The organism is Patescibacteria group bacterium (assembly GCA_034520665.1).
GTDB lineage: Bacteria > Patescibacteriota > Patescibacteriia > JAXHNJ01 > JAXHNJ01 > JAXHNJ01.
The window spans coordinates 35,252-57,611 of sequence record JAXHNJ010000001.1 but is presented as its reverse complement, the minus strand read 5'-3'; the positions used below and the strand labels follow the sequence as shown (position 1 = coordinate 57,611).

Annotated in this window: 19 protein-coding genes; 3 read left to right on the top strand and 16 right to left on the bottom strand. The window is 35.3% G+C overall.

The window, feature by feature from the left end:
* Position 1: 1 nt before the first annotated feature.
* From U5L76_00245 to U5L76_00170, 16 genes are all read right to left on the bottom strand, one after another.
* Positions 2 to 691, bottom strand: a complete 690-nt coding sequence (locus U5L76_00245) for a type II secretion system protein (GenBank protein MDZ7798030.1) — start codon at positions 689 to 691, stop codon at positions 2 to 4.
* The gene (locus tag U5L76_00240) at positions 684 to 1,235 is read right to left on the bottom strand and encodes a hypothetical protein (GenBank protein MDZ7798029.1); all 552 of its coding nucleotides are present in this window, start codon (positions 1,233 to 1,235) and stop codon (positions 684 to 686) included. Before U5L76_00240 ends, U5L76_00245 begins: the two co-directional genes overlap by 8 nt.
* Before the next feature lie 10 nt (positions 1,236 to 1,245).
* The gene (locus tag U5L76_00235; protein ID MDZ7798028.1) at positions 1,246 to 1,938 is read right to left on the bottom strand and encodes a prepilin-type N-terminal cleavage/methylation domain-containing protein; all 693 of its coding nucleotides are present in this window, start codon (positions 1,936 to 1,938) and stop codon (positions 1,246 to 1,248) included.
* 3 nt (positions 1,939 to 1,941) lie between these two features.
* Entirely contained in the window at positions 1,942 to 2,712 is a 771-nt protein-coding gene (locus U5L76_00230; GenBank protein MDZ7798027.1) for a prepilin peptidase, read from the bottom strand.
* 1,345 nt (positions 2,713 to 4,057) lie between these two features.
* Positions 4,058 to 4,468 carry a hypothetical protein gene (locus U5L76_00225; protein ID MDZ7798026.1) on the bottom strand — a complete coding sequence of 137 codons (411 nt, stop codon included), beginning with the start codon at positions 4,466 to 4,468 and terminating at the stop codon, positions 4,058 to 4,060.
* Between the two features lie 128 nt (positions 4,469 to 4,596).
* Complete coding sequence (locus tag U5L76_00220) at positions 4,597 to 5,136, bottom strand: type II secretion system protein (protein MDZ7798025.1); 540 nt, start codon at positions 5,134 to 5,136, stop codon at positions 4,597 to 4,599.
* 206 nt (positions 5,137 to 5,342) lie between these two features.
* Complete coding sequence (locus U5L76_00215; GenBank protein ID MDZ7798024.1) at positions 5,343 to 6,551, bottom strand: type II secretion system F family protein; 1,209 nt, start codon at positions 6,549 to 6,551, stop codon at positions 5,343 to 5,345.
* Between the two features lie 8 nt (positions 6,552 to 6,559).
* Complete coding sequence (locus U5L76_00210) at positions 6,560 to 7,633, bottom strand: PilT/PilU family type 4a pilus ATPase (protein ID MDZ7798023.1); 1,074 nt, start codon at positions 7,631 to 7,633, stop codon at positions 6,560 to 6,562.
* Position 7,634: 1 nt separating this feature from the next.
* Positions 7,635 to 8,030, bottom strand: a complete 396-nt coding sequence (locus U5L76_00205) for a response regulator (GenBank protein MDZ7798022.1) — start codon at positions 8,028 to 8,030, stop codon at positions 7,635 to 7,637.
* A 21-nt stretch (positions 8,031 to 8,051) separates the two neighbouring features.
* Entirely contained in the window at positions 8,052 to 9,827 is a 1,776-nt protein-coding gene (locus tag U5L76_00200) for a GspE/PulE family protein (GenBank protein ID MDZ7798021.1), read from the bottom strand.
* 3 nt (positions 9,828 to 9,830) lie between these two features.
* Positions 9,831 to 10,121 (bottom strand): hypothetical protein, encoded by a 291-nt coding sequence (locus U5L76_00195; protein ID MDZ7798020.1) that lies wholly within the window; start codon positions 10,119 to 10,121, stop codon positions 9,831 to 9,833.
* Between the two features lie 6 nt (positions 10,122 to 10,127).
* Positions 10,128 to 10,811: a hypothetical protein gene (locus U5L76_00190; protein MDZ7798019.1), complete on the bottom strand. Its 684-nt coding sequence runs from the start codon at positions 10,809 to 10,811 to the stop codon at positions 10,128 to 10,130.
* A gap of 3 nt (positions 10,812 to 10,814) precedes the next feature.
* A complete protein-coding gene (locus U5L76_00185; GenBank protein ID MDZ7798018.1) occupies positions 10,815 to 12,326 on the bottom strand; it encodes a hypothetical protein in 1,512 nt (503 codons plus the stop codon).
* Between the two features lie 8 nt (positions 12,327 to 12,334).
* On the bottom strand, positions 12,335 to 13,435 hold the full coding sequence (pilM, locus tag U5L76_00180; protein ID MDZ7798017.1) for a type IV pilus assembly protein PilM: 1,101 nt from the start codon (positions 13,433 to 13,435) through the stop codon (positions 12,335 to 12,337).
* Between the two features lie 76 nt (positions 13,436 to 13,511).
* On the bottom strand, positions 13,512 to 17,060 hold the full coding sequence (locus tag U5L76_00175; protein ID MDZ7798016.1) for a hypothetical protein: 3,549 nt from the start codon (positions 17,058 to 17,060) through the stop codon (positions 13,512 to 13,514).
* 94 nt (positions 17,061 to 17,154) lie between these two features.
* Positions 17,155 to 20,733 (bottom strand): hypothetical protein, encoded by a 3,579-nt coding sequence (locus U5L76_00170; GenBank protein MDZ7798015.1) that lies wholly within the window; start codon positions 20,731 to 20,733, stop codon positions 17,155 to 17,157.
* Between the two features lie 100 nt (positions 20,734 to 20,833).
* On the opposite strand from U5L76_00170, the gene U5L76_00165 reads away from it, so the two are divergent.
* From U5L76_00165 to U5L76_00155, 3 genes are read left to right on the top strand one after another with little or no spacing between them, the layout of a single operon-like run.
* Positions 20,834 to 21,358 (top strand): hypothetical protein, encoded by a 525-nt coding sequence (locus U5L76_00165; protein ID MDZ7798014.1) that lies wholly within the window; start codon positions 20,834 to 20,836, stop codon positions 21,356 to 21,358.
* Between the two features lie 28 nt (positions 21,359 to 21,386).
* Positions 21,387 to 21,944: a LemA family protein gene (locus U5L76_00160; GenBank protein MDZ7798013.1), complete on the top strand. Its 558-nt coding sequence runs from the start codon at positions 21,387 to 21,389 to the stop codon at positions 21,942 to 21,944.
* A 35-nt stretch (positions 21,945 to 21,979) separates the two neighbouring features.
* Positions 21,980 to 22,339, top strand: a complete 360-nt coding sequence (locus U5L76_00155; protein MDZ7798012.1) for a four helix bundle protein — start codon at positions 21,980 to 21,982, stop codon at positions 22,337 to 22,339.
* Positions 22,340 to 22,360: the final 21 nt, after the last annotated feature.

Genomic DNA, 22,360 nt, shown 5'->3' with positions numbered 1-22,360 from the left:
TTTATCTTTTGTAAATACGCGAGGAAATAGTGGTTGATAACTTGGTATCAATTTGATATTCTTTTTCGGGCCGGTCAGTTGAGGTGTGAAAAACAATAGTTACCATCGGCTGCTGGTTGGCTTCATATTGAGAATTCTCATCTAATACAAAAGGATCTTTTGAGGGAGAAACAAAAAGGTAAAATTTATCAACATTTATTTCGTTTGGAGTTACTATTTGCCAACTACTATTATTTGTTCGGTCATCACATTTATCTAAATCGTCACCGCCGGTAATATCAATAGAACAAACTTTCATTACATAGCGAACAGAGCCATCATGCAAGGTACCTTCTGGTACCCTTTCAAAAAAGAATTGATTGCCGTCCAAGTCTTTAGTGGCTAAAATTTTATTATCTTCATGGCTGTTATCTCTTAAATCTGAAAGCGGTATTTTTTCTTTAACTGGAGAATTTTCTTTATCATACCACTGGTAATTTATCATCCCCTGCCGGAGCTGTTTAGCCATTTCTTCCAGGACATACCGGGCGTCAGCTTGCACATTTTGGACATAAGTAGTTCTCTTCTGCATCCGGGCTACCCCAAAAAATATATCCACTCCAATCACTACCGTAATAGCAAAAATAGACGCTGAAATTAGCATCTCCAATAAGGTAAAACCTTTTTTATTATTTTTAAATATATTAATCATCGCGCCAGTCAGTTAATTTTTCTTCTATTAAATATTCTTTATCTTTCCCATTTTCCTGCCAGTTAATTCTTGAGACCACCTGAATTGTATTGACATCAATATTTGTTATTTCAATAACACGAGAAAATCCCGTGTTTTTTCCTGCAGTTGAATTAAGCGAATAAAAACCATAATCATTATCTAAATATAGCCAGCAAGGATTGCTATCATCACAGTTTCCAGCTCCTTTCAATTTTTGGAACCATTTTTCCGGAGGGCTTGTTAGTACGTATTGATCAATCTTATAAGTTCCTTCCGCTAAACCATCATTCCAAGAATTTTCCTTAAGCCAGTTTGTATCTCTTATATTTCTCACTACTTCAACCCCTTCTTGTGCTAAATTTATAGCAATTAAGCGATTCTGGCTGCTGCGGCCAATACGAGTGGTGTAGATGCCAATAGTTAAAGAACCAATAATGACTGACATCACCAAACCCACGGCTAAAATAGTCTCCATCAGCGACATACCTTTAATTTTATTTTTGATTTTTCTAAATATTCTCATAATTTTTAATTTAGGGGCAATCTGAACTCTCTTCATTAACAGCACCGGAAGCGCCAATAATATGAATTTTACGGCATTTATTTAAGTCTTCATGACTCAAATAAATATTAACATATTCTATTTTTTCAGAATTAAAATTTTCATTACCCGGATCTCGGTTGATATTTTGATTGAGCCAACCAATAAAAGGGAAGGGTTTAAGATTTTTAAAAGTAAGATCAAAATCATGGCTTGTATCCAAAATAATTTCGCTTTTATTTATTTCTTTTACTTCAATTTTGTTTATGGTAACTCCTTGATCAAAATTAACCTGCCCAGCTCCGATTATCTTATCCTCAATACAAGACGGACTGTAGCCATCTTCATTATCATATCTTTGATTACCAGCATCATCAACACAACCAGTAGCCGTACTAACAGATGATTTATCAGCAAACAATAAATACTGGGATTGATTACTCAAATCTATATGCAAACCATAGCCACCGGCCGGTACCTCATCTTCAAATTCATGGCCAGTCTGAGCGTAATTTTGCACCTTTTTAATATTGCTCACCATCTGTAAACTAGCCCCACGCAATTCTTCATGTTTCTTGGTGTCTTGGAAGCCAAAAATAACCACCCCCATTAATATAGTAAAAACCGCAAAAGAAACAATTATTTCAATTAGGGTAAAACCTTTTTTTCTTGATGATAATTTCATAATTTAATAAAACCAATTGACTAAACTCCCCGATAAATACCAGTCTATAATTACTTGGCCCCAAAGCAGAGCCACAAAAGTTCCGGCAGTTAAAAAAGTGCCAAAAGGCAGATGACTTTTTAATTTCTTATTCTTTAATATTATTAAAAATATGGCAAATACAGCGCCAACAAAATAAGCTAAAAACAGCGCTACTAAAATTTTTTGCCAGCCCAGTATAAAACCCATTAAAACTCCCAAACGAATATCACCGCCGCCAATCCATTTACCTTTTGATATTAAATACTGCAAAAAGAAAAAACCGCCACCAATCAAAGCGCCTAATAAAAGGCTATAAATTGATAAGCCTAATATTAAACTAAAAATTAAAGCCAAAATCACAGCCGTTATACTGACCTTATCTAAAATAAGATGATAGCGCCAGTCATAAACAAAAATAATAATCAGAAAAAGAGTAATAACCAGATAAAAAATAAATTCTAAAGACCAGTTAAAACGAAAAAATAAAAGACAAAAACACAAAGCGGTTGCTAATTCCACCAGAGGATACTGCCAGGATATTTTTTTTTGGCAATAGCGGCATTGACCTTTTAAAAAAATAAAGCTGAAAAGTGGTATTAAATCAGCGGTTTTTAGCTGATGTTGGCAATGAGGGCAAAATGAACGTCCCTTTAAAAATGACTTTTTCGCATGAAGACGGTAAATAACCGCATTTAAAAAACTGCCACCAATGAGGCCAAAAATAAAGATTAATAAATAATAAATAATGCTCATACTTTATTATATTATACCATAAAAAAGACCTTATTTAAACCGAAGATGAATCTGGAGATAAATCTCCAGCTACGCGGATGAAGAGGTGAAGGCGCCGAATTTATCCGGCGCTATGTTAACAAAAAAATTGATACATTCTCACGCTTTCGCGTGGACACCACTTACTATTATTAATGTGGAGATGGAGATCTCCACCGACGCAGATAAAGATGTTTGTTTTCGCGTAGGCGGAGATTTATCTCCGCCTTTAAATAAAACCGCCTAGCCGGGAATGCCTATTCCCGCAATATATTAAATATTTCAAATATTATGCTTTTGTTTAAATTTATTTTTAATATTAATAGACCAGGCCTAGAGACGAGCCATGACCCGCCTCTACCTAGTATAAAACAAACTGCCAAGGAAGCCCTTAAAATTACCCGAGAAGCGCGGATCTCCTGATCCGCGTCACCTTATTCGGTTGGATCAGGAGATCCAACCTTCTCGAGAAAAAATAGATTATTAAATCTTTAACTCACCGAGAAGCTCTAGTCACTCGGCCTTGAGCTTAGTAAATATATTGCCAGAACAGGTCTGGGGACCAGTTCTTCTCGCGATAAAATAATAGAGTATTTTATAAAAGCTTTAAAAATTCGGAAGATTATAAATACTCAGGTTATAGGAATTATTATTTAAATGATTATTTAATGAAGACAGATTAATAATTTTAGAGAATTTAGCTTTTTGAAAATTATTTTAGTATTTATAATAAAAAGGGTCGGCCAAAGCCCTCGCTTTGGCCTTATTTTAGAGGCGAGCGAGGGCTCACCTCTACCCGAATTATTCTAACCCCTGGAGATAAATCTCCAGCTACGCGGATGGAGAAGTGAAGGCGCCGGATTTATCCGGCGATTTATGTTTTGCTAATTGGTTATGGTTATAGCAGCTAGTAAGGTTTTGGTGGTGGGTTTGGAATAAAAAACCATTGACTCAGCCTAATAACCAAACTAGCGGCTCGGCCCAAAACCCTTTGTTTTAATACTAATTAATTTATACTCGTGGAGTAATCTTTTTAAAATGTCGCCATATGGATGTTACGCCGGGTTGTATTTTATATTATTTAACACCCTGGCGCCGGATTTATCCGGCGCTATGTTAACAAAAAAATTGATACATTCTCACGCTTTCGCGTGGACACCGCTTACTATTGTTAAAGTGGAGATGAGGATCTCCACCGACGCGGAATGAGGATGAATTAAAAAACAAAGATAAATCAATAGCGATTCAAAAAGAAGAAACACCTACTACTCAACGCGTAGGCAAAAGATTTATCTCTGCTTGAAAAAATTCAAACTTTCAAACACCATTAATGTATGCCGTTTGAGTCTAAAAGGTGTTTGCCAGCTACTAAACCATCATAATCTTTTTCCAAAGAAAAACTTATAACATAATTTTCTTTATCCGGTACTGATTTTACTTGATAACTGTATTTACCCGGATCTTTGATAGAAGAAATATTAGGCAAATATTGACTCAAATTACACTTTGAGGCTAAAGAATTTTCCTGCTCACATCCTTCAGCGGCCGGAGCGTAGCTATTCTCTTCATTAAATAGTATTTCAAAACCATAGCGCAGACGCGTCATATCAGCTACTCTTTTAGCGTCCCTAACTCGGGCTCTTTCACTGCGAAGAAGTAAAATCCCCAAAACAATAATCAGTAAAAGCAAAGCCGTGAATATAATTAATTCTTTTAAATTTAAGCCTTTATTATTCATATATAAATTATAACAAATATTTATAAAAAGAAAAAGGACCTCTTTTAATAAAGGTCCTTTCCTCTATATAAATAAGTGTTTTTTTGCTTATTCCTGTATCAATAATATCTTTAGAGATTTTCTATGGGTTAATTAATAACACCCTCACATATATCTAAGCTACCGCTTGTGCTATCTAAACATTCAACACTATCTATAAAAGCGGCCTCATCGACTGGCTCAGTAATATCTAACTCTCCCGAGCCTCCATCAGAGTTAAGAAAATAAACCGAATCACCACCGCCTCCTTCTAGGATATAAGCTAATCCAAAAGTATTTTCAGCATCATCTTCAATATAATAGTATACTCTATCAAATGAAGTAGTTGAGCCTATTGCAGTTGCTCCATCAGGTGGAGTTAATGCTGTACCCAAATAATCAGGCACTAAATCGGTACCCATAATACTAGCATTAATACTTACTAAAGTAGCGGCGTCAGGATATTCCCCTTCATCATCGTTATAAAGAGTCAAAGCGGTTCTAATCTGGCCTAAGTCAGACTTGGCCTGGGCGTCACGAGCTTTTTCACGAGCTCCGTTCAAAGCCACCAAACCAATGGCTGACAAAATACCAATAATAGCAATAACCACTAACAATTCAATTAAAGTAAAACCTTTTTTGTTTTTCATTTTGTCACCTCCCTTCTTTTTGTTTTTCAGTTTTCTTTTTGTTATCAGTAATCGACTAGCCTGACAACAAATTATGAAAATTCTGAAAATTATTGTTTATCTTTATATCTCGACTACTTATATTTTAACAAATATTATATATTTTGTCAAGTTTAAAAACTTTTTTATCCTTATCTGCCCCTAAATTATAGCATAATAAGGCTTATTTATACAGCTTGCGACAAATTATACATCGGTAGTAATATAGACATAACCATTACGGCTACGCCAATACCCATAATTACAAGAATAAAGGGCTGGATCAGGCTAACTAAATTATTCACTGTATTTTCCAGCTCGCGAGCGTAAAATCCGGAAATTTTGTCTAAAATTAAGTCCATTTTACCGGTTTGTTCACCAATAGCCATCATATGGGGCAGCATTACCGGTACGGCTTTACTTTTTAAAAAACTAGTGGCAATAGACTTTCCCGATTCTACGTCCTCAATAGTATCCTCTACTAATTCCTTATACAAAAGATTACCGACAATATCACCGGTAATTTCCAAAGATTTTGTTAAAGTAACCCCAGAGACAAGAAGAGTAGCAAGACTGCGAGAAAAACGGACTAAATAAATATTTTGGTAAATTTGGCCAAAAACCGGCAGACGCATTTTTAGCTCATCCAGCTTTCTCTGGCCAGCCGGATTTTTTCTGATTAAAATAAAAACCGCTACTAGTATTATAATTATCAAAAGCAAGAGCCACCACTTACTTTGTAAAAATCCGCTAGTCCCCATAACCAACTTAGTGGACCAAGGCAGTTCACCGCCGCCTTGTTCCAAAACTTCGGTTAACTTTGGCAGCACAAAAATCATCATTAAAACACCCACCGCGATCATACCGCCGACAATAAATACCGGATAAATCATGGCTCCTTTAATCTTACTCATTAAGTCATAATCCCTCTCCTGCTGATCAGCCAGATAATTTAAAGTTTCATCTAGTTTACCAGTGGTTTCACCAGAACGAATCATATGAACAAAAAAATCAGAAAAAACCTGAGGATATTTTCCCAAGGTTTGGGAGAGCCGGGCCCCGCCGTCGACTTCATCAGCAATTTCTGATAAAATTATTTTAAAATTAACATTCTTCTGCTGCTTCACCAATATGCGCAAGGCTTGAACAATCGGCACCGTGGCCGCAATTAAAACCGCTAATTGGCGGGAAAACATAACCACGTCTTTGCGCGGCACTCTTTTCAAAAAACCAAAAGTAGACTGAAAAAGAGTTATTTTACTCCGTTCATTAACCGAAAGGACAATCAAGCCCTTGTCGCGCAGAACTTCCTGAGCGACATTTTCTGAAGGCGCCTCTACCGCCCCATTGACTGTATCCCCTGATTTATTTTTTGCTTTATAATCAAAAACGGCCATAATTTATCTTAACGTTTTATCATTGATTTAATATTTTGCTTATCATTAGCATTAGTTAAAGCGTCTTCTCTTAGTATTTCACCGGTTTTTGTTAACTCGGATAAAGATTTATCAAGAGAAATCATACCTTCATCTCTGGAAGTCTGGAGAACATTATTGATTTGATAAATAGCTCCCTCACGAATAACTGATCGTACCGCATCATTAGGGATCATAACTTCCGCCACAGCAATACGTCCGCCGCCCACCCGGGGCAGCAGCCTTTGTGAAACTATACCTGACAAAACACCGGCAAATTGATTTCTTATTTGTTCTTCTCTGTCTTCGGGGAAAAAAGAAATAATTTTTTCAATAGTCCGTAAAACTGAATCAGTATTCATAGAGCAAATAACTAAGCGAGAGGATTCAGCGGCATTTAACATAGCTTCAGCCACTTCCAGCTTTTCAACCTCTGAAACATAAATCACATCCACGTCTTCATGTGAGGCTGTATTCAAAGCCTGGGTAAATGACTTAGTATCCCGGCCTACTTCTCTCTGTTCAATTATTGACTTGTTATTGATATAAATATGCTCTATTGGTTTTTCAATAGTAATAATATGATCAGCTCTATTTTTATTGATTTCATTAATAATAGCCGAGATAGTTGAGGTTCGCCCGGAACCAAAAGGACCGCTTATAATAACTAATCCTTTTTCAATCTCAGTAAATTTTTTAATCACTCCGGGTAAGCCTAATTCATCCAAATTTTTAATTTTTTTATCAATCAGGCGCAAAGAAGCGGCCAAATAACCTTTTTGATAAAAAATACTAATTTTAAATCTTGATTTATTGGACATGGTATGAGCCAAAACAATTTCTTTTTCCTTTTCTAATTTATTTTTTTGCTTATCATTTAAAATATTATTTACCATGTCTTTCATAAAATCCGGATTAATTACTGGCTGATCAGTCAAAGGCACTAACTTGCCATCTACCCGCAAGATAGGTGGATTGCCGACAGTTAAATGAAAATCACTGGCATTATATTCAGCGCCAGTAGATAATATTTTATCTAAAATTATCTTTTCTCCGGTGGGCATATTATTCTTTCCTTAAAGTTTTTTTAATTTTTTCCACTACCTCTGAAGGCATAAAATGGGCTTTGATTAAGTAATCAACCGCTCCCAGATTAAAAGCCTTGTCTACGTCTTTTTTTTGACCTAAATTAGTTAAAAGAATAACCGGAATATCTTTAGTTTTTTTATCTTTTCTTATTTCTTTTAAAATTTCAAAACCGTCCATTTTTGGCAAAATTATATCCAATAAAATAAGATCTGGATTTTCTTGTTTTACCATTTTCAAACCTTGCTTACCTTCTGAGGCCAGAACCGTCTCAAAACCCTCTATATCAAGTTTGGAAACATACATCCCAGAAAGAAAAGTATCATCTTCCACTAATAATATTTTTTGCTTTTTTGCCTTATCTTTTTTAGTCATATATTTATAAATTAATAGTATTTAAGCGCGCGTAGCATCCCAAACCTCTTCAATAGTAGTTTTTCCGTGTAAGGCCTTAATAATGCCGTCCTGTCTCATAAGAAAATTACCCTGGTTTAAAAATTCTTCTAAAGTTTTTTCTTGTATATCTCCACTGCTCAGAATTACTTCTTTCATTTTAGCGTTAATTTCCATTACTTCACAAATAGCAATCCGGCCTTTGTAGCCAGTATTATCACAGCGAGCACAGCCTTTACCGCGGTACATTTTTAAGGGTTTAGTTAACTTAATATTATCCGGTAAATGTTCTTTATCAATTTTTTCCAGCTCTTCCCAAGCCTGCTTTTCCAAAATTTCTGGCAACTTAAATTCTTCTTTGCAATGCGGACAAATCTTTCTGACCAGACGCTGGGCCATAACCAGATTAACCGAAGAAGTAAGCAAAAAAGGTTCTATTTTCATATCAATTAATCTGGGTATAGCTCCAATAGCATCATTAGTATGCAAAGTAGAAAGTACAATATGACCAGTTAAAGCCGCATGCACCGCTAACTCAGCTGTTTCCGTATCACGCACCTCACCAACCATAATAATATCAGGGTCTTGCCGTAAAATAGATCTTAAACCCGCCGCAAAAGTCAGGCCCACCTCAGTATTAATTTGAGATTGGTTAATACCCTGCATATAATACTCAACCGGATCTTCCAGGGTAATAATATTAACAGATTCTTCATTTAAAATACTTAATAAAGCGTATAAAGTGGTTGATTTACCGCTACCAGTAGGACCGGTAATAAGGAACATACCGTGAGATTTATCAATATTCTTTTTCATAATATCTAAAGACTGACCCCAAAATCCCAAATCCTCTAAGTCTAAAGTAGCTGAAGCCGTATCCAAAATACGCATCACTACTTTTTCCGCGTCTATTAAAGGTAAGGTAGAAACACGGTAATCTATATTACGCTCTTCTATAGTCATTCTAAAACGCCCATCCTGGGGTACGCGAGTTTCATCAATCTTTAAATTTGAAACCACTTTAATACGAGCAATTAAAGAAGAGTGTACTCGTTTTGGCAATACTAGAGAAGTATGTAAAACACCATCAATACGGTAACGTACTCTCGTCTCATTACCCACCGGTTCAATGTGTACATCAGAGGCCTTACCTTCAACCGCATGACGCATAATAACCGAAACCATTTTTGAAACTGGCGCTGTTTTCACCACTTCTTCTAAATCTTCACGGCCTTCGGCTAAGGATATTTCTTCTTTAGGTCTACTTTCAGCTTCGGCTCCTTTTAAAGCTTCCTCTACTTCAGTTGATAAGCTTTCATACTGGCGAAGTACGTATTTCAAAGAAGAAATAGAAGTTAAATAATATTTTATTTTAAAATTATTTTTACGAGCCAAAAATTCAATAGCTTGGAGGGCTTTATAATTGGAAGGATCCGTCATAGCTAAACTAACTTCCTGACCTGATTTATTAAAGGCTACTACTTTGTAATTTTGAGCCAGTTCTTGCGGTATAATATTTAAAACATCGGCTCGAACCATCCGACCGAAAAGATCTATATAAGGCAGATTGTAAACCTTTGATTTTGCTTTTGATAAATCATCTTCCCTGACAATTTTTTTATCTTCTAACAGTTTCTCAGGCGTGGTGTTTTTTTCTTTAGCTTCTTTTTTAATTTCCTCGTACTGTGTACGCTTTATTTTTTTCTCTTTTAATAAAATATCAAGGAGCTCGTTATCTCCTTCTATCCCTTTATTTTTTACATCTTTTTTTAAAGCCATAATCTAAATAGGATTAAAAGGATTATTACGCTTTGTCCTAATGTTTTCTAAATCCAATGGTAACTTATTTTTACCAAATTCAATTAAATTTTTATAATCTTCTTTTTCAAGAAAATCTTTTTCATAATCACTAATAATAGGCCGATTATGCTCTGAACTAACATCTATTACTTTACTACCGCCATTTTCACTCATGGAATTATAAACCATATAACCGCCTAAAATTATTACAATAACTAAAATAACGCTGTAGACAGCTATTTTTTTATAATTTCTTTTTCTTACTAAGACCATATTATTTTAATCATTATCTCTCTCTATATAATAAGTTTTTAAATTCAAACCAAAATTCATGCCGGCATCAATACTACTCTGACTTTGCGGATTAAAACTTAAACTTGAAATATCCATTATTCTCTGTTCTTCTTCAATATCATTAAGAAGAGTCTTTAAATCATTATAATTACGTCCACCGCTGATACTCAAAGAAATATTAAGTATATTAATATTTTTACTCACTGAGGTATTTTTAATAACCTTGGCTTGCGCCGCCGGTAATTCATCAAGGTTATCACTTAAAGAATCATTTTCTTGACTCAAGACACTGCCTTCAGAAAAAGTTATAGAATCCAGACTCAAAGCTGAATGACTCACTAAATCCTCTAAAATTATAAAAAGCTCGGGAATTTCTTTTTTACTTGGTATTATCTGACTTAAAGAATCAATATCTTTCTGATTTATCTCTTTAAATTTATCCAAAGATTCTTTCAATCTAGATAAATACAGTTCATTGTCTTCCTTTTTTTCTTTTTCAGCATTAAGGTCAAATATTCCTGTTTCCTTAACTTCATTCCATTTTGGTTTAACGATAAATAAAAATCCGAGAACTAAAATCAAAACAGCTAAAACAATGGCTAATATTTTAAAATACCTTAAAAACAGACTCCGCATCAGGTTTACAATTTTTGAAAAATTTATTTTCATAATTTACTCAATATTTAATATATCACTATTGGTATTACTACTATTATAATTAACATTCAAAGAAGAATTATTAGAATTAGAATTAGAATTTATATTATTATTTGTATTGTTATTAATTAAGTTTGTGTTGGTATTAGTATTTAAGTTATCATAACCATAATTAATATTAGTATTGGAATTAGAATTTGAATTGATATTGGAGTTTAAATCAATAATACTAATATTATAGTTATTATTGTTGGTATTAGTACTAGTGTTAGTATTAGTATTTAAATTAATGTTTTCAGATTGAGACTCTTGAGTATCCTCTTCTTCCATTTTATAAAATATTGTGGGTAGAATTTCTAAAGTGACTGAAAAACTAACCTTTGATACAGTTTCTCCCAAATTAGAACTTTGAATTTCCGGAGAAGATTTACTAGCTCCAGTAATACTGACATTTGATAAAAAATCTTCGGCATTCTGAAAAACCAGGAGCTGTTCCGCTACTGAAGTATAATCAGCTGCTATGGCCGAAAGAGTCAAACTCCCTTCGGTAGAAGCATTAAAAGCCCCAGTATAGTAAACATCTTTTATGGTATATTTTTCCAGTTTTTCAAAAAATTTAGACCAATAAACATGGGTGTTTAAAACACTTTTAACAGCTTGTAAATTTTGCTTAAACTCAATTGATTTCTCTTGATCATCTTTTAACTCTCTAATTCTCCTATCTAATTCTATTCTTTGTGCTTTAACATCCTGGATTTCTGTTACAATTCTAGTTTGATAAAAAACTAAGCCGGCATAGACTAAACCAACCAATACGAGAGCTGTTAGAGCTATTAAAGCCAGGTTTATTAATTTCTTTTTTGGTTTCTCATGACTGGCAATTTCCTCCGGCATAAGATTAACCAAAAAAGAATCTTTATGGCCCTCCTCTTTTTCCTTTTTTTCCTTTTCTTCTTTTTTTACTTTTTGTTTTTCTTTTTTCTTTTGAGAAGACAAGGTTTTTTTATCAGTCATTAATTTTGGCTTGGGTTTTTTCGTTTCTTTTTCTTCTTCAGTAGAAGAAAAAATATCCTCTACCTTCTCATTATCTGAAAAATCTTTACTCTTAAAAGAATCTTTTTTATTAATATCATTTTTTTCTGCTTTTTTTTCCGAAAAAACACTACTAAAACCACCAGCGCTTTTTTCTTTTGGCTCCTCAGCTTTTTTATATTCAATTTTTTTAGGCTTTTCTTTTTCTTTTTTATCAGGCTTACTAGTAAAAGCTTCTTTTAATTTATTCTCTTCTTTCTTTTTTTCTTTCTTTTCTGATTTTTTATTCTTTTTAAAACTTGAATCTTTATTATATTTTTTTATTTGTTTATCTGGCTTATTCTTCTTAGAAAAAATTCTTTTAAAAAATCCTGGCTTATCAGTTTTCGGCCTTTTCATACTGACTTCAGATTTTTCTGAAGTATCCGAAGATTTGGATTTTTTATTATCCTTTTCTACACTGGTAGTGTCTTTCAATAGATTTATATCAGGCATTTTTTTTGTTAAATCAATTCTCTTAAAGCCAGTCCTATGGCCACTGAAAAACGGGGACCAATTTCCATTAAAGCCGGCTCTAATTCTTTAGGATAGCTCACCCTAGACCAGGGATTGCCAATAATTACTTTGGTATCAAATAATTTAGATAAATATTCGGTAAAATTTGGTAAAAAAGCCGAGCCGCCTGAAAGTACAATTTTCTCTACCGGCAGATCTTCAATATTTTTATAAAGATTAAAAACATGTTTTATTTCATTGATCACTGATGATAAAACAAATTCTATAGTCTTTGGTATTTTATTTTGATGGCTATTATTATTTTGACTTAGACCACTAGAAATACCAAAATCTCTTTTAAACTGCTCGGCTCTTTCAGAATCAATATTTAGAGCGTTAGCAATTGATTTAGTGATAGTATCGCCACCGACATCAACACCCCGATTTAAAATGGGAATGCCATTCTTTATTACACTAATGTCAGTGGCTAAAGCCCCTATATCCACAATCATAACCGGCGAGGGATCATCACCAATCAAGGATCTCTGTAAAGCAAAAGATTCTGTTTCTAAACTGACAATTTGTAAATTTAAAGATTTAAAAATATCAATGTATTTTTTGGCTAAATTTTTAGGGGCGGCTGTCAATAATATTTTATAATCACTGATTTTTTTATCCTTTTTCTTTTTTTTATCTTCATCATTAGACTTTTCTTTCTTTTTCTCTTCTTCAACCAAACGCCAGTCTAAAACCATCTCTTCCAAAGGCATGGGTACAAATTTTTTAGCTTCCCAGCGTACCGCCGAATTAAGGTCTTTTTCCGACATAGCTGGTAAAGATATAATAGAGCTAAAAACGCTAAAACTAGGCAAAGCCGCTACAACCTGATCAGTGGTGGCCCCGGTTTTTTTCAGTAAATTTTTTATTAATAAGGAAATTTTCTTTTTTTGCTCAGAAGAGTCACTTTTAACAATTTTTGTTGATTCTTCAATAAAACCATAAGTAACTAATTTAGGGGCCCCTGATTCAAAGCCCAATTCCACTACTTTAACTGAAGAAGTGCCTAAATCAACGCCTAAATAATTTTTTTTTCGGGAAAAAAGACCCATATTGATGTTTTATTCTTAATTTCTTTAAATTACCTTTATATTATAACAGATTTTTTATAATTAGAAAAGTTTTTTATTAAGGGGTAGCTGGCCTCATTTTGGGCAAAGACTGGACTAAATCACGAAAGCCCGGCGGCGGGTTAAGCTGAATTCGGCCGTCATAACTGATCACTTCAGCCGGCTGGGGATTATTCATAGTGCCTTTGAATCTTCTCTTAAAACTATAGCCACTGGCGATCATTAAGCCTTTAACTGTTAATTTCTTGTCTGTATTAGCACTCCCAGTAGAGCTTACATAGACATTGCCTTCAGTATAATAAGCACCGACAATATTTTCCACCTCTTTGCCAATATGAATATTGCCTTTAACATAAAAGCCAACTGAAGGTAATTTATTAATTTTATCAACGTCACTATCATCATAATAAATATCAGAATCAATAAATAAATCTCCTTCTACAATAATTAAACCAGAACTGTTACTTTCTCCATTATATAAATAAGTTTGCCAATATGGTAAATCATAAAACCATAAATTATCATTAACATAATAGATTTTTCCGCCTAAATCTCCGCTATTAGTTTCATCAAATAATTGATTAGATGAGACTCTGGATAATGGGTCCTCGATACCATTACGTTGTAATTCTACATCTTTTTTTTCAATTAATTTATCCACTTTTATAGTACCTAAAAGACTATGCGGACTGGTTTCTTCTGGTTTATTAAAAGCCCGATACCCTTCTACTACATAAGGATTGGCATCAGAAGGATTGCCTGGATTTGAAATAGAATATTTTTTATTAAAATCTGCTTCTGAACAAAAATTAGTTACACTACCACCAGCTAAAATAAGATAGGTGGCATTACAGTCTCGGTCAGCTGTGGTCCAGCCCGGCGCTCTGGCCGTTTGGGGCGTGCCGACATTACCGCTGGAGTATATATCACCGTATTCGGCTCTGACCCAGGCCGTATTGTATTGACCCACTTTAGACATATCTATCCAGCCAAAATCTTCCGAATAAGCATGACCATACCAGTCCCCCGCGTCTATATCAACAGACACTCCGTATAAATTACAGCTATTACATTCAAAACAAAAATTTTGGAGGCTGGGTAAATAATTTTCACAAACCCCCCCATTTTCACAACCGCCATCGATAATACACTTTTTTGTATCATCATTTGAACAAGTACCTTTTACTACATTTTCACAAGTAGAGGTACCTTCACAATCACTGTTATAAAGACAGGGTTGGCCCACATCATTACCTTCTGAACAATAGCCATTACCAACACAAACTCCGTCACTACCACAGTGATTATAATTACTATCAACCAAACAAGCTTTACTTGTATCCCCAGAACAAAGTCCATTGCCACATTGCATGGGATAAGTAATACAATCAGCATCTGTAGTACAAGTTATTGAACCATCTCCTTCACAAAACCAAGTTCCAGTATCACAAGGACCTTTATCCACTGACTGGCCACACTGATTACACATATAACTAGTATCTGAATCTTTTACTCCCTCACATATTTTACAAGTCATATATTCATCTCCATCATCATCAGATAAATCTTCATCATCGTTATTCGGGTCATGGGTTAGACAAGCCTGGCAGGGGGTATAATTATTAGCCTCTCCAGTTTTATCAACACCCCGAAATTTGACCCAGCCCTGGGGGTACTGACAATCGCTAGCTGGACAATCGCTATTATTAATACATAAAATGCTCCAATCATCTTGACATCGGCCCTGGCCATTATAATCACAAGTATTGCCGCTGCCACACTCACTGTCTTTAAAACAAGACTGACTAATATCATTGCTACACTGACCCAGTTTAAACCGAGCCCAGCCGTCTAGTCCATAGGTCTCATAATCAAAAGTGGCTAAAACATAATCTTCCGGGTCGCCGTCATCAATTATTTTATTAGTACAAGCGGTATCATCGTTAAAAGGAGTAGTTACTGGCAGATTTTGGTAAGGCTCAGCCGGCGGATCACCAGTGTCATCCCGATCAAAAGAAAGCCAGCCTGATGAATAACAGCTTTGTTTGTTATTACCGCAATCACATCGAGTTATATCACCATTACATATAACTAGATGATTGTTTGAGCAATAAGTATTGCCATCTCCTGGTTCATAATCACATTTTACATCTTCCAGCCTTTCATAAGGATCATACTTGCCAAACCAGGCATAGCCTGACAAAGCTCCGACGTCCTTATCTTGCCTGGTATCGGTGCAATCTCCCCAATCATCAACCTTGGTTTTAATATTTACTCCATAGGAAAAAGTGGTTTCATCACAAACCTGTTGGTTAGCGCAATTAAAACTAATCCACTGGGCCGGGTATTGTCTTGAAGTGTCAGCCGGATTAGGCGTGTCGCAAGTATCATCGCTTTCACAATTATCAGCCCCGACCCAGCCCCAGCCAGCCGCGTTGCCCGGTGATATTTTCATGATTAAGCTATCGTTACCGACTGACCAGACATGAGTCGGGTTAACCGCGTCAATGGAATGAAGAGTGGTCGGCACTTCAGTAGTTTGAAAATACCAGTTAGTATTATCTTTGGAAAAAATTATTTTTCCGTCCTCGCCGGCAAACCAAACGTTATACTGGCCGTCTCCGTCAAGAGTAGCCGTGACTGAGTTCATAATTGGCGGACTGGTTAATCCTAATCCGGTATTCAGCGGGCTAAAACTTAAATTATGATAATAATAATATTGATTGGCATTAATAGCTATCCAGGCGTGATTTGAATCAACAAATTCTACATCCGTGAGAATATCACTGCCAATATCGTCTGGTGTCCAATTATTGCCGTCATATAAAGCATAATAGCCACGATTGTTAATATAGTCATAACCTACTACAAGACCCGCACTGCCGTCTGGCAGCATACTAATAGCGTTTATATTCCAGTCATAATCAGCTTTCTCCTCCCACTCTAACCCGCCATTGGTAGTTTTAAAAATTTTACCGTCACTGGCTACTATCCAGCCCGTATCTTTATTAATAAAATCAACATCTGTCAAATTACTGCCCACAAGTTCAGAAATATTTTGAGAACCATCAAAACCTTCTCCAATTGTCCCGTCTGAATTGCAATCATTTTTACTAGTATCACATAAATAGCCCCAGCCTTCATAATTATCTGAATCATCATTCGGATCCCCTCTTTCCCAGTCAGTATACTTTAATATATAACCATATTCTCCGACAGCCCAGGCTCGGTAGCCATTACGGCCCTGACTGTCATCTTGGTGGTTATAATCTGTATCATAAAACAAATCCACTGCTTTTAGCTTTCCGCAAGGTTTTAAATTTTGAGCCTGCCAGGAATAAGTAGCTCCATTATAAGTAAAAATTTGCGCTTCAATATAAGGTGAGTGCTTATAACCCACGGTCCAGGCGTAGTAACGGCTGGTATGCGGATTAAAATGGGCCGCTATATCCATAATATTAATATCATCATACCCCGGCGGTCCGGCTTCTTTTTCAAATTCTGAGGCTGAACGGCTAACATGAGTAAATAAAAAGACAGCCCCGAGAATCAAGATGAAAGCCGGGACTAAGAAAAAGACTGGTTTTTCACGAATTATTTTGGGCATTTTAAAATTAAAAAATTTTTTTAATAATAATTTTATAAAGGTAATCTATAGATAACTATTATTATATTCTTTGAAATTTATAATATCAAAAAAATTAATCTATAATGGTAAGCTTACACCCCTCAGGTACCTTCCCATCATCATCATTACGGCAATAGAATCCAAAATGATAATAAGGATAAATATTTATAAATTCATCAACGAACTCACTTTCCCAAAACCTTGTAATAGTATCAGAAACATTATTATGAGCATCCCCGTCTCCTCCATCATTATAATTTTGACGCCACCATCCAGTATCAGGATTATAAAAAAATAAAAAATCTCTAGAAGCATGAGTACCCTTAGTATCAAAACTATATACACTTTGCCTTATTTTACAACCATCTAAATCACCACAATATTCAATAATAATATCTTCAGAAACAATTATACCAGAATCTTCATAAGGTTCAGTAATTGTTATTCTACCCACATTATCCGCTTCAAAATTACCATCCACTTTTACATTTCCGGAAAAATAACCGGCGTAACCAGAACCAGTTTGCTTACCAGAAATAGCAGCATTACTACTATCAACTGCTGCAAAAACCCCATCACCTGAACTACCTGAATCACTAACACCATTATTAATTGTTAATTTTGCCACAGGATTATCATTACCAATACCAATATTACCGGCAAAATATGATTTATCATCACTACCTTCTTGATAAATTGCCCATTGATTAATACCATAAGTTTGATCTTCAATAGAAAGACCATATAAATTATTAATAGTACCATTATATTCAGCTAGTTGATTAGGATCTTCGGCACGAAGCATATGAGCATTTTCTACAGTAGAACCTTCTTTAACAAATAAATCACCAACAACACTATAAGCATTATGTATTGTTCCAGTTGACTTATTCTTAATTGCACCTAATGTTCCTATAGCAAGATTTATTGTCCCAGTTGAATTATTTACTGCAAAGCTCAAACTACCAGCTACATTTTCTAAGGTTTTATTTCCATTATTCCTAGAATAATCTTTTGAACCAGTTACCCATCCACTATTAGAATAATTATTACTATTATAATTAGTTATATTAGTAGTACTTCTATAATTACCAGATGAATTTTCGCTAGGATTAATTGTAAGTAAATTAGTAGTTCCAGCGATCTCACCACTACTAGCATTAGTATCCCCTTCAAAAAATGACCCGCCACTGGCATAAACATTAAAAGTATAGGCGGCTTTTGATGGATAACCATTAGAAGATTCAGTATTATCAGACCAAACAAAAGAACCTTCATGGACGGCCTGAGAGCTATAACCGCCAGCCCATGAATAACTTCCTTCAGCGTCATTATATCCACCTCCGGAAACAAAACTGCCAAACCCATCCGCTTCATTATGTACCCCCCCAGCTACTGCTGAATAGGTGCCTCTGGTTAAATTACTTAACCCCCCGGAAATAGTACTTTTTGTAGCTTCCGCTGTATTTTCCCACCCTCCGGAAACAGTTGAAGCATGGCCAATAGCTTGATTACTATAACCCCCGGAAACTGTGGCTTCTCTTCGATCAGCAAAATTACGCATACCTCCAGAAACAGTAGTTCCTCTGCCTTCAGCCACATTGCCGCCGCCGCCGGAAATTGTAATATATTTATAATCACTGCCATCAACTCCAACCTTACTTTCTTCATCAGGTTCAGGTGTACTAGAGGGATCAACCCAAGTTACACCCAAATTAATATTAGTTTTAGTACTATCATTACTATCACCTAAAAATTCTGCTCCCTGACGGGCTAAAGAGCCGTCCATCCGCAGCTGGCTATTAAGAGTATCAACAGTCAAAATTTTATTATTACTATTGCCGCCTAAATATAATTTATTGCCGGTCAGTATAGCTAAACCGTCATCAAAGGCTTTGCCCATTTCCAAAGCGTAAGTATTTGTATCCGTGCTATTAATTACAGTCGCCACGCCGCCGTAAATTGTTAATTTACGGTTATTTTCGGTATCAAAGGGAGCGGCCGCCTGGGCTACGGGTATTATATTTTCAAACCATTCTGTAGAAGCTTTAGCTTCAGGAATTAAAAGTGACTGGCTCAGTTTTTTAGTAGTTTGGCCCAAAATCTTTGTCTGATTAATCAATTCTGAATTCTGATAACTCAAGGGCAGAGCCGTGGATCCTAACTCTTCGAAAGGTATAAGCTTTCCGCCGTATTTTTCGCAACTTTCATGACAGCTAAAATCAGCACAACATACATAGCCATCCAAACAATCACTAGAAGCACAACAATCATGGCACTGCCAATCTATACCAGTACAACAATAATCATCACCACTACAATCAGAGCCACCACAACAATCCTCACAAGTATAAGCATTATCATGATAACAGCAAATTTGTCCACCACATCCACAATCTAATCCACAATTATCACAATCTTCACCAGCATCACAAGTCCCATTACCACAGCCGGAGGTAGTCGTAGTAAATGTTTTATCTCCACTAAATCCATAATTATTATATCCATCCCAAACAACTACCCGATAATGATAAGTGGTTTCAGAATCTAATCCGGATATTTCGTGATTATAACTAGCAGCCGGCTGTCCGTCCGGTAAACTTGAGTCGCTATATACACTTTCCGAAAAATCCGAAGTATAATCTATCCTAGCGTAATGCTCTTCATCAGCTTGCCAAGAAATAGTAATACTATTTTCGGTTGGCGATTGAGAAGAAGGCTCCATGCCCGTAGGCGGACAATCTTGATCACAATTCGTATTATCCTCGCCAAAAGAACTGGTTTGACAGATACTGTCGCCACAAGAATAAGTAGAATCTGATACATCCAGAGGGCTACCAATAACCAGACTACCGCCATTATTAACATCAACATTAAAAACAGAATCTTCCGGCGTATTGCCGCCTAAACTCAAATTTGAATCTGTGTCAATCAAATAAGTATGCCCGGGATTTTCAGCCCATAAACCACTGCCACCACCACTGGGCCAAGTAGAACGGCAATTGCTATTCAAACATAAATCACCACTAATACCAACCTTGCCTTGAAAATAACCGGCGTAAGCTCCTGAATATCCGCCATCATAACCATAAATACCAAAACTGGTGGCACTAGCTCCATCAGCCTGACCATAAAGGCCATAACTTTCATTAGGGCCTAAATCTTCAGCTACTCCTTTTATAGCATAATCAATATCTGGATCTTCACTACTACCATTTGATTTTAAATAAGCCCAGCCAGTTTGAGTATCATTATATAATTTAAAAGGGTTAACACCACTACCGCCAGCTCCTAACTCCACCCATGATGATGATGATCCATCAAAATAAACTATTTTATTATCACTATTGTAATATATTTGGCCGGCTTCAGCATTTGAAGGACTATAATCAGAATCTTTCGGAGCCAGCCAAAATAAACCTTTTTCATTGTCGCCGATTTTTAGATTACCTAATTTTGTCTGTGAACTGGCTGAAATATTTATCGGAGCCGCTATATTGCCCCCTGGTGGCCCGGCAGTCGGTTCTGACCAGGCTAGGGCCTCACTCTTAAATAAGAAAAAACCGCCTATAATGACTAAAATAGGCAGTATTTTAATTATAATGCTATAAAAATTTCCAGTCTGGCTAATAAAAAGCTTTTTATTTTTCATTTTTTTCCTATATTAGGTCTTTGACAGTACCTATAAACTAATTATATAATAACATAAGAAAGGGGTTTTTGTCTAGATTAAGAAAAACCTCATAAAAAATATGAATTTATTTAAAAAAACCAGTAATCTTCTCAATAAACCGGAAAAAAGTGTTATTTTAGGCTCTTTTATTTTATTACTAATATTAGTTATTTTATTTATAGCTGGTTATTATTATTCACCGATAAAAAAAACATCATCAGATGATAATCAGGTTAGTAGCCGTATTTTAGGAGCGGTTGATTACAAAGAAGGCGAACCCAGTCAAGCAGAACTAAGAATAAGAAAAAGTTATTCCGGTAGAGTAAAAGAAGTAAAAGAAAATTACATAATTTTTGAAGCTAAATATATCCGCGATAATAATATCGTTCTCTCCACTTTAAAAGCCAATTTAAATACTGACACCTCTTTTTATAAAAAAAACATGGCTATAATTTATAAATACGGACACCAAGGAGAAAGTGAAGCTCTAAACTCCATAGAAAGAAAAGACCTAAAAAAAGGCGATCGGGTATTGGTTTATGCTAAAGAAAATATAAAATACAAAGAAGAGTTTATGGCTTCACGCATTGAAAAAATTAATTAATTATTAAAAAAGAATAGAAAGGAAATATATGTCTTATATCATATGGATAATCTTAGGTCTTCTTTTCATCGCTATCTTCTGGCTGATTGCTGTTTATAATTCTCTGATCAGCAAAAAAAATCAGGTTAATGAAGCCTGGTCAGATATTGATGTTCAGCTCAAGAGGCGCTATAACCTGATTCCAAATTTAGTGAAAACTGTTAAAGGTTACGCCGCGCATGAAAAGGGAGTTTTTGAAAAAGTAACCCAAGCCCGTTCACAAGCCATGCAAGCGGAAGGACCAAAGCAGCAGGGACAAGCCGAGAACATGCTTAAAGGGGCTTTGAAAAGTCTTTTTGCCGTGGCTGAAAACTATCCGGACCTCAAAGCTTCAAATAACTTTGCTAAGCTTCAAGATGAATTGACCGACACCGAAAATAAAATCCAAGCCTCCCGCCGGTTTTACAACGGTAATGTCCGTGACTTTAACACTAAAATTCAAGTTTTTCCCACTAATATTTTTGCTAAAAAACTTGGTTTTAACAAAAGAGAATTTTTTGAAATTGCCGAAGATAAAGCCAGAGAAAATCCCAAGGTTAGCTTTTAATAAACCAAGTACTTAGAACTTAGAACTAAAAACTTATGTTGTTTCGTTTTAGAAAATTTCCTGTTTATAAAGACGCCCGCCGTTTTAGAAAAGCTGTATATCTCTTAGCAAATAAGTTTCCCAAAGAAGAAATATACAATTTGACTTCTCAAATTAAAAGAGCCGCTAATTCTATTCTCTTAAATATCGCCGAGGGCTCAAACAGAATGTCAGATAAAGATTTTGGCCGTTTTTTAATAAATTCATCCAGTTCACTAGAAGAAGTGATCGCCTGTTTAGATATAGCTTTAGATGAAAAATATATTTCAAAAAATGAACACCAAGATTACATTTTATTAGCTGAAGAGCTAGGCAAGCAATTAATTGGATTTACTAAAAAATTACGTAATAATTAATTGTTATTAGTTCGAAGTTAT

Excerpts from the sequence above, each read along its gene's own strand:
- U5L76_00245 (MDZ7798030.1), bottom strand. The coding sequence starts at position 691 with ATGATTAATATATTTAAAAATAATAAAAAAGGTTTTACCTTATTGGAG.
- U5L76_00240 (MDZ7798029.1), bottom strand. The coding sequence starts at position 1,235 with ATGAGAATATTTAGAAAAATCAAAAATAAAATTAAAGGTATGTCGCTG.
- U5L76_00235 (MDZ7798028.1), bottom strand. The coding sequence starts at position 1,938 with ATGAAATTATCATCAAGAAAAAAAGGTTTTACCCTAATTGAAATAATT.
- U5L76_00230 (MDZ7798027.1), bottom strand. The coding sequence starts at position 2,712 with ATGAGCATTATTTATTATTTATTAATCTTTATTTTTGGCCTCATTGGT.
- U5L76_00225 (MDZ7798026.1), bottom strand. The coding sequence starts at position 4,468 with ATGAATAATAAAGGCTTAAATTTAAAAGAATTAATTATATTCACGGCT.
- U5L76_00220 (MDZ7798025.1), bottom strand. The coding sequence starts at position 5,136 with ATGAAAAACAAAAAAGGTTTTACTTTAATTGAATTGTTAGTGGTTATT.
- U5L76_00215 (MDZ7798024.1), bottom strand. The coding sequence starts at position 6,551 with ATGGCCGTTTTTGATTATAAAGCAAAAAATAAATCAGGGGATACAGTC.
- U5L76_00210 (MDZ7798023.1), bottom strand. The coding sequence starts at position 7,633 with ATGCCCACCGGAGAAAAGATAATTTTAGATAAAATATTATCTACTGGC.
- U5L76_00205 (MDZ7798022.1), bottom strand. The coding sequence starts at position 8,030 with ATGACTAAAAAAGATAAGGCAAAAAAGCAAAAAATATTATTAGTGGAA.
- U5L76_00200 (MDZ7798021.1), bottom strand. The coding sequence starts at position 9,827 with ATGGCTTTAAAAAAAGATGTAAAAAATAAAGGGATAGAAGGAGATAAC.
- U5L76_00195 (MDZ7798020.1), bottom strand. The coding sequence starts at position 10,121 with ATGGTCTTAGTAAGAAAAAGAAATTATAAAAAAATAGCTGTCTACAGC.
- U5L76_00190 (MDZ7798019.1), bottom strand. The coding sequence starts at position 10,811 with ATGAAAATAAATTTTTCAAAAATTGTAAACCTGATGCGGAGTCTGTTT.
- U5L76_00185 (MDZ7798018.1), bottom strand. The coding sequence starts at position 12,326 with ATGCCTGATATAAATCTATTGAAAGACACTACCAGTGTAGAAAAGGAT.
- pilM (MDZ7798017.1), bottom strand. The coding sequence starts at position 13,435 with ATGGGTCTTTTTTCCCGAAAAAAAAATTATTTAGGCGTTGATTTAGGC.
- U5L76_00175 (MDZ7798016.1), bottom strand. The coding sequence starts at position 17,060 with ATGCCCAAAATAATTCGTGAAAAACCAGTCTTTTTCTTAGTCCCGGCT.
- U5L76_00170 (MDZ7798015.1), bottom strand. The coding sequence starts at position 20,733 with ATGAAAAATAAAAAGCTTTTTATTAGCCAGACTGGAAATTTTTATAGC.
- U5L76_00165 (MDZ7798014.1), top strand. The coding sequence starts at position 20,834 with ATGAATTTATTTAAAAAAACCAGTAATCTTCTCAATAAACCGGAAAAA.
- U5L76_00160 (MDZ7798013.1), top strand. The coding sequence starts at position 21,387 with ATGTCTTATATCATATGGATAATCTTAGGTCTTCTTTTCATCGCTATC.
- U5L76_00155 (MDZ7798012.1), top strand. The coding sequence starts at position 21,980 with ATGTTGTTTCGTTTTAGAAAATTTCCTGTTTATAAAGACGCCCGCCGT.